The sequence below is a fragment of the Methanobrevibacter sp. genome, assembly GCF_045586545.1.
GTDB lineage: Archaea > Methanobacteriota > Methanobacteria > Methanobacteriales > Methanobacteriaceae > Methanocatella.
This window is the reverse complement of sequence record NZ_JAZNAN010000048.1, coordinates 1-6,277: the sequence shown is the minus strand read 5'-3', so window position 1 is coordinate 6,277 and position 6,277 is coordinate 1. Positions and strand designations below refer to the sequence as shown.

Annotated in this window: 7 protein-coding genes; all 7 read right to left on the bottom strand. The window is 37.1% G+C overall.

Features of this window, described 5'->3' with window-relative positions; all coding sequences use genetic code 11:
- Positions 1 to 168 (bottom strand): NAD(P)-binding domain-containing protein (locus ACKI3D_RS04060; RefSeq protein ID WP_407392478.1); only part of this gene is annotated, 168 nt, incomplete at its 3' end.
- Between the two features lie 8 nt (positions 169 to 176).
- Positions 177 to 728: a DUF2284 domain-containing protein gene (locus tag ACKI3D_RS04055; protein WP_407392476.1), complete on the bottom strand. Its 552-nt coding sequence runs from the start codon at positions 726 to 728 to the stop codon at positions 177 to 179.
- Between the two features lie 266 nt (positions 729 to 994).
- A complete protein-coding gene (locus ACKI3D_RS04050; RefSeq protein ID WP_407392475.1) occupies positions 995 to 2,362 on the bottom strand; it encodes an MATE family efflux transporter in 1,368 nt (455 codons plus the stop codon).
- 4 nt (positions 2,363 to 2,366) lie between these two features.
- Positions 2,367 to 3,722, bottom strand: a complete 1,356-nt coding sequence (gene cca, locus ACKI3D_RS04045; protein WP_407392474.1) for a CCA tRNA nucleotidyltransferase — start codon at positions 3,720 to 3,722, stop codon at positions 2,367 to 2,369.
- A gap of 4 nt (positions 3,723 to 3,726) precedes the next feature.
- Positions 3,727 to 4,284: an RNA 2',3'-cyclic phosphodiesterase gene (thpR, locus tag ACKI3D_RS04040; protein ID WP_407392473.1), complete on the bottom strand. Its 558-nt coding sequence runs from the start codon at positions 4,282 to 4,284 to the stop codon at positions 3,727 to 3,729.
- Positions 4,285 to 4,293: 9 nt separating this feature from the next.
- Positions 4,294 to 5,424 (bottom strand): 3-dehydroquinate synthase II, encoded by a 1,131-nt coding sequence (locus tag ACKI3D_RS04035; protein WP_407392472.1) that lies wholly within the window; start codon positions 5,422 to 5,424, stop codon positions 4,294 to 4,296.
- Between the two features lie 8 nt (positions 5,425 to 5,432).
- Positions 5,433 to 6,227, bottom strand: a complete 795-nt coding sequence (locus tag ACKI3D_RS04030) for a 2-amino-3,7-dideoxy-D-threo-hept-6-ulosonate synthase (RefSeq protein WP_407392477.1) — start codon at positions 6,225 to 6,227, stop codon at positions 5,433 to 5,435.
- Positions 6,228 to 6,277: the final 50 nt, after the last annotated feature.

The following is a 6,277-nucleotide window of genomic DNA, read 5'->3' as shown; positions in this document are numbered from 1 at the left end:
AACCATGTTTAAGTCATAGTCTGCTAAGTCTTCTTTTGCTTTTGCAACTACGTCTAATGCTTTTTCTTCTTTTCTGGAACCTACAATTACTTCAACACCAGCAATAGCTAATCTTTCAGCAATTCCAAGTCCTTGAGGTCCTGTTCCACCGATTACACTTACAATCATTTTATCACCTATTTTTTATCATATAGCAGCCCACCAACGAATATCAAATATTCCGGCAGTTTACCATCATGAGCGTAAAGAATTTTAAAGCCAAATATATCCTCTATAGCCCTGTCTACTTCCCCGCCTAAGGATTCTATTGAATATCTCATTTTGACTGGCATCTTACATGGCATGTCAAATTCCCTGGTACATCTTATGCACATATTACATTTACCCAAATATAACCCTAGAGAATCTTCGTTTTCCAGCATGTAAATTTCATTCATCAATTTGACTTTAAGCCTTTCAAAACGTTTCAGGACAAAGTTTAATTCATCCTGAGAAAAAGTATGCTCCAACTCTTCAGCGGAAAAATCTATTTTAAAAGCAATTATCTTAAGTTTATTGAATGAATTCCATATTTCATCAACGTCAAAATCAAATGGAGGGTAATTCCAGTTATATCCCAGCATTTCCTGCTCTTCTATGCATAATTTAGAGATTTTTTCAAAATCCACATACTCATCATAAAACTGTTTGACATCAACATCGGCTGTGAGTTTTTTAATCTCTGACATAATTAATAATATAAAAAAATAACATTATAAAACTTTCTAAAAAATTAATCCACAAACTTGATGATAATCTTAATTTTTATAATAATTAATCAATGATTTTCTAAATTTATTAAAAAATGTTTAATGAAAATTAAAAAAGCAAAATAACCGTGTTTTTTACATTGAAAAAATATAGCATAAAATATTAAAAAATGAAAAATTTTTTAAACATAATAATCTGTCAGAGAATATGGAGAATTTCGATAAATTATTAAACAAAATTCCTTCTATTTAAAATAGCTCTCGTGTTTTTTAAGATAATAGTTAACGTAAATAAATCCGATGATTGAACCAATACTCATACCACATACGATTCCCATATAAATGCCTATGTCGGCCATATTAAATACAAATGCAAACAGGCCTGCAAACAGAACTTCCAATATAAATGTTCTAAGCACAGTTAGAATCAGAGACATTGTTCCCTTTCCCATGGACTGGAAAATGTTACCTGCCAGAATACCGAACGGCATGAACAGTATAAAGAAACATAAAATGCGTAATGCCTCAACAACCCTTGCAGACAAAACTGCACTGCTTGCAGAATATGAAAAGATAAATGATAGCGGTTCTGCAAATATGAAGAAAAATGAACAGATAATCACTGATGAAATCAAACCGAGCTTAACGCCATAATTCAGAGCTGTTTTCAGGTTATCCAGATTACGGGCTCCATAGGCCGCTCCGCCAACGGTCAGTGCCGCAACCCCTATACCTATTAAAGGGGATATTCCAATTGAAATCAGTCTCCATGTTGCAGTATAAGCCGCCACAGCTATTGTTCCGGACAGTAATGTTAACCAGTAGTTCATTAAAATTGAAACAAAGGAAAGAATGAACTGCTCCAGACTTGCAGGAATTCCAACAACCAGAATCTCTTTATAAATTGACAAATCCCTTTTGTATTCGCTTAACCTGATTTCCAAAAAGCTGTCCTTTAAATAAAACATCCAATAAAGCATAGGAAGCATTGCAAGTGTTGCGGCAAGAACGGTAGCAACAGCGGCTCCTGTAATTCCCCAACCTATAACATATATAAAAATCGGATCCAGAATCATGTTGATTATTGCAGTGAGCATCAAAGGATAGGAAGCCCTCTCGATTTCCCCTTGGGATCTGAAGATTGCTGCCAGCATTGCGGGAATGAACAATGAGAAAACACTTCCCAGGACTATATATCCATACGCTAAGGCATAGTCGATTACCTCACCAGCACCCATCTTTAAAAGCAAAGGCTTTAGAATAACCAAAATCAGAACTGTGGAAATGGCAGTTACGATAAAGCACAGCATGATTGAATGTATTGCACTGTTTCCGGCATCATGATACTTTTCAGCGCCGATGCATCTTGCTATCAGACTGTTTGAACCTGCACCCAAACCGTTTGCAACACCTACAAATGCAAAAAACAATGGTGTTACAAAACCGACAGCAGCAAGAGGCCCAGGACCTAATCCTGCAACCCAGATACCATCTATAATATTGTTGAGAGTCATGAATAAGTTGCTGATAATTATAGGTAATGCCAACTTATTTATTGCTTTTTTAGGATGGTTTACAATTAAATCAATTTCTTCTGTCTTGTTTTGGGCCATCAGCTCACCTTACGATATATTGACCTGGATTTATGAAGTCATCTAAAAATTCCACACTACTAATTTCATCAACATCAATAAATTCATAAGTTTCAATGATGTTTTTTTTAAGGTTTTTTCCAACCTTAATCAATCCTATATGTTCTTTAGTAAAGATATGCTCAATTAAATTCCTAGCATTATTAAATTCCCTTTTTTGGGTATGAACCAAAAAGTCCCCCTGAATATAGCAGCTTTCACGGCCATATTTGCCAACGAAATTTTCACAGGCCTGATTGATGAAAACCTTTGGCCCGACATTTACTTTAACGTCATTCAAGGTTGATGAGGCCATTTCAAGCAGGATAACACAATTCAATATCTCATCACTCCAATAATCCGCCTTGAAAACATTGAACTCCTCGCTATTCAGTTTGCGCTCAAGAGCTTCGGTAGTCTTTCTAAGCTGAGGATGGAGAGTGTCAAGCGGAATGTCTGGAATATTGAATTTTATAGCTATAAAATCGCTGTTTCGTGATTTTAATTTTTTTAACACATCATCTTTAGTTAAGTTTCTTTTTAACGGATAAAAATAATCTTTCTTATTGTCTGAGAATATATAATTGCGAGCGGATTGAATGAATTCAGCCAATTTATCTAATCTTAGAGCGGCACCTACATTACGATTCATGTCAGTCGGGTCGATGACAATTAAGGGGTCTTTAAACTGATTTGAAGTACCGTAGTTTTCCAAATCAATGGAGTGTCCGAATTTCCAGTTGATTGCAGCTTTTAAAGTCTCTTCAAAAGAACCATAATAAATGATAAGTAATTCGCATAAATAACCTGCAAAACCGCCAACCTTAAATTCAGAACCGTATGTTCCGGTCATTGCCATGAAACGTTTTAGAAGCAGTACCTCATCTTCCTGATTTTCAGAGAGATGATTTTTAACGTAATGAGTATGGAGAATTGTTCTGTCCACAGCTGATTTAAGCTCGCTTCCATCTTTAATTGCATAGCATGGAACAATGTCCACTTCACAACCTTGAATGTGAGTGGTTACATAGGGATGTGATGCAAAATGATGTTCAGGTTCACTTTCAAATTCATCACAACATTTATGGGCCAATTCAAGGCCGGTTTCCTTTAGATATTGCTTATCGGTATCCAGTGGAAAAGCAATGAAAATGTCAATGTCTGATTTGCCTTTCAAAGCTGTGTTTTTGGCAACTGAACCTACTATAGATACCTTTGCGTCAATGGCTTCGCTGTCACAGGCATTCTGCAAATAGTCCACCAGTTCAGATGAAAGATTATCAATGTAATTTTTTTCATCAGCGGTTGGCTTGATATCTTTTAAAATAGGTTCATAATCCATATAATCACAATTCAAATACTGTTAAATCTTCATATATCGGTCCTGATGGGGTTAAAGTTGACTTTTTAAGGGAAATTTTTTCAACTTTCATCTCACCGATATCCACATCATCATATTCCTCGATGACTGACCTGACCTTATCCTTGTTTTTAGCTGACTTCATACGTCCAATTGTCAGATGTGTTGAGAACTTCTTGTCCTTGTCAAAGCCCAACTTGGTAAATTCCTTATCTAATTTGTCATGCAAATCTCTAATGATTGAATCCTCATCAATTCCAACCCAAATGACCTTTATATGATTTTTGTTTGGAAAGGCTCCGCAGCCTTTAATCCTTATATCAAAAGGTTCGAAATCGGATACTACTTGAGCAATCTTTTCTTCCAATAATGCTAAACCGTTGGTATCGATATCTCCAAAGAACTTTAAAGTCAAGTGAAGGTTAGCTAACTCCACATATTTAATTCTGGTGTCTATTCCTTTAAATTCCTTGATTATCCTATTGATTTTTGGCTTTAAATCATCATCCAAATCTATTGCCAAAAATGCGCGTACTTGGGACATTTCATGACCTCACTGTTCAATGATAGTTTCATCGATAGCTATTCCGAAGTGACGTGCATTGGATTCAATGTATACTTTAACCTTATCTCCAGCTTTTACATCTGCTACGGACAATGGCTCGTTATTTTCATCCACAATTCTGATTGTCTCTGCGTTTTGAAGTAAAGTTCTGATAACCTGACCTTCATATTCAGCTTCAATCAAAATCAATGGGCGTCTTTCGATTTTGCTTCTTCCGACATATGCTGTTCTGGTTTCCCCTTCAGTATTCACAATCAGCACTTCATCTCCGGCAACAAGTTCAGAGAGGTATCTTGTTTTGTTTCCAGGCACCATTACATATGCCTGAACAGGTCCTGCATTGACTCTGAACGGACGGGATGCAACATATTCGCTTTCCAAAGATTCGGAGTGCACCAGAAACATGGATTTTGAATATGAACCGATTAGCATTCCTTCGCCAGGCTTCATCATGTCAGTTGTATCGACACATACCCTGTCTCCTGATCCCAATGGTTTTACATTGGTTACGGTAGCAATTTTCAATTCGTATTTGGTTTGTGACGCTTCAACAACTTCCTGTGCTATTTTTTTGGTGGTATTGAAATCATTTGCTTCAAAGATTACTCCATCGGTTCCATGCTCCAATGTTTCAAGGGCGACTTTTGCACCTTCCAAATCACGCACTGCAGCTATGATTTCAACATCTTCCTTTTGCAGGTCCGCTATAATGTTTTCAAGCGGAATGATTGTCCAGTCAGTTCCAACAAGAATAATGTAATCAACGATTGAACCTAACTTTACTGCCAGCTGTTCATGAGCCTTATCGGTGATTACTATATATGCACATACGGTTTTTCCTTCGCTTTTTGCTTTTTTAGCACTTGCAATGTCAACTGAATCGGTAAAGTCGTCTTTCAAATCTAAAAATCCGTCTCCTTCACCGTTTATGCCTATTAAATAGATATCTGCATCGTCAGTGTTTGCAATAATCTTTACATTGCCAAGTTTCCTGATTTGTTCAATATCATCCAAATCAAGGACATGGTCAATTCCTGATTCCAGAGCTGTGGTAATCATTTCCTTTTTGTCATCCCAGACTTCATCAGGTGTGCTAATCCAAGCAAATTTATTTTGCATCTAACCACCTATTCTAAGAACTTTAAAGCTTCATCTACTTCAGCATCATGATGGACGATTTCTGAAATTGCACGGGTGATTTTTCCAGGATTTTCAGCTTGGAACAAATTACGTCCGAATGCAACACCGGCTCCACCAACTTCAAGGGAATCCTTAACCATCTGTAACAATTCTTCATCGGTGTCGATTTTAGGGCCGCCTGCAATAACTACAGGTACGATTGCTCCTTCAACAACTTCCTTGAAAGAATCAGGGTCACCAGTATAATTGGTTTTAACAATATCTACACCAAGTTCAGACCCTACACGTGCAGCATGCTTTACGAATTCCACATCGTGTTCGTTTTCCACTTTCTGTCCACGTGGGTACATCATTGCAAGAAGAGGCATGCCCCAGTAGTCACAGGTTTCAGCGATGTCACCCAATTCCTGCAACATCTGGCTTTCAGTTTCTGAACCTAAGTTTACATGAATTGAAACTGCATCCGCACCAAGCTGGATAGCTTTTTCAACGCTTGTAACGGTTACCTTGTTGTTTGGGTCTGGTGCAAGGGAAGTACTTGCTGACAAGTGAACGATAAGTCCGATATCCTTACCGTAACCACGGTGGCCTTGTTTTACAATACCTTTGTGCATTAAAATTGCATCTGCTCCGCCTTGGGAGATTTCATCAACAGTTTCATCCATATCGATAATACCTGGAATCGGACCGCTTGATACACCATGATCCATCGGTGCAATAACAGTTCTTCCTGTATTTCTGTTTATGATTCTTTCTAAACGAATCTTTTTACCTATCATTATTTTTACCTCGTTACTTATGAGTTATATTTTTCGTTATAATGGTATATAAA

Excerpts from the sequence above, each read along its gene's own strand:
- cca (WP_407392474.1), bottom strand. The coding sequence starts at position 3,722 with ATGGATTATGAACCTATTTTAAAAGATATCAAGCCAACCGCTGATGAA.
- ACKI3D_RS04035 (WP_407392472.1), bottom strand. The coding sequence starts at position 5,424 with ATGCAAAATAAATTTGCTTGGATTAGCACACCTGATGAAGTCTGGGAT.
- ACKI3D_RS04050 (WP_407392475.1), bottom strand. The coding sequence starts at position 2,362 with ATGGCCCAAAACAAGACAGAAGAAATTGATTTAATTGTAAACCATCCT.
- thpR (WP_407392473.1), bottom strand. The coding sequence starts at position 4,284 with ATGTCCCAAGTACGCGCATTTTTGGCAATAGATTTGGATGATGATTTA.
- ACKI3D_RS04055 (WP_407392476.1), bottom strand. The coding sequence starts at position 728 with ATGTCAGAGATTAAAAAACTCACAGCCGATGTTGATGTCAAACAGTTT.